Here is a 971-nt window from a genome sequence, read left to right on the forward strand (position 1 = left end):
AGAGTTCCGTCTTGCGAGTGAGAAAGGCGTCGTTGTCTCAGCTCGCGTCGAGGCAATTGAGTATTTCGGCCGATTCGTTTCTATTCAATTGGTATGTGATGCTTGGGGTAAGAGTCTCGAAATAGATTTGCCATCTACCAAGCTGCAATTTTTTGACTTGAGTTTAGGCGCACAGCATAAAGTTGCCTTGCCGAAAGAAGCGCTGCATGTGTTTTCTCAAGATGCGGAGACGGCTTAGTGACTACCTTAACTTTAAATCTTCGTTCTTGGTTTAACGGTTTATCTGAAACGGATCGAACTATCCGCTTGTTTGTTCAGTTGGGTGTTATTGGGGCATTGAGTGTCGCAATTTTGCTCCCTTTGTTTTCTTTACTGAGTAAAAGTGTTGAGGATAGTGATGGACACTTTGTTGGTCTGGATAACTTTTTAACGTATTTTGGTTCGCAGGGTTTACAGCAGTCTTTATCTAACTCCTTGTTTATATCTTTGGTCGTGACTTTAATTGTCGTGGTCTGCGCATTTCTTTACGCCTATGTACTAACGCACTCTCGCATTCCTGTAAAAGGGCTGTTTAGATTTTTAGCGATGTTGCCGCTGTTAGCGCCTTCTTTATTGCCAGCTATCGCGTTGATTTATATCTTTGGTAAGCAAGGTTTTTTGCGAGAATGGTTGTTCGGTGCCGAGATATACGGCCCTATTGGCATAGTGATGGGGAGTGTATTTTGGATTTTTCCGCACGCGTTCATGATTCTTTATACCGCTCTACGCCAGAACGATGCGCGCTTATATGAATCAGCAAATGCTTTGAAAACGAGTGCTTTTCGAACCTTTATGACGGTTACGCTGCCGAATGCTCGTTACGGACTGATTAGCGCTGCACTTGTTTCATTTACTCTTATGATTACTGACTTTGGTGTTCCCAAAGTGATTGGTGGCCAATATAACGTGCTCGCCACTGACATTTACAAGCA

The 971-nt window shown here is 43.4% G+C and carries 2 protein-coding genes; both read left to right on the forward strand.

From position 1 onward, the window contains the following. Window positions 1-238, forward strand: a 238-nt coding sequence (locus A3762_RS26895; RefSeq protein WP_197468961.1) for a hypothetical protein, incomplete at its 5' end; no start/stop codon positions are given. Continuing rightward, window positions 238-971 (forward strand): ABC transporter permease subunit (locus A3762_RS02590; protein ID WP_156493159.1); only part of this gene is annotated, 734 nt, incomplete at its 3' end. The genes A3762_RS26895 and A3762_RS02590, both read left to right, overlap by 1 nt.

Source organism: Oleiphilus sp. HI0125, assembly GCF_001635355.1.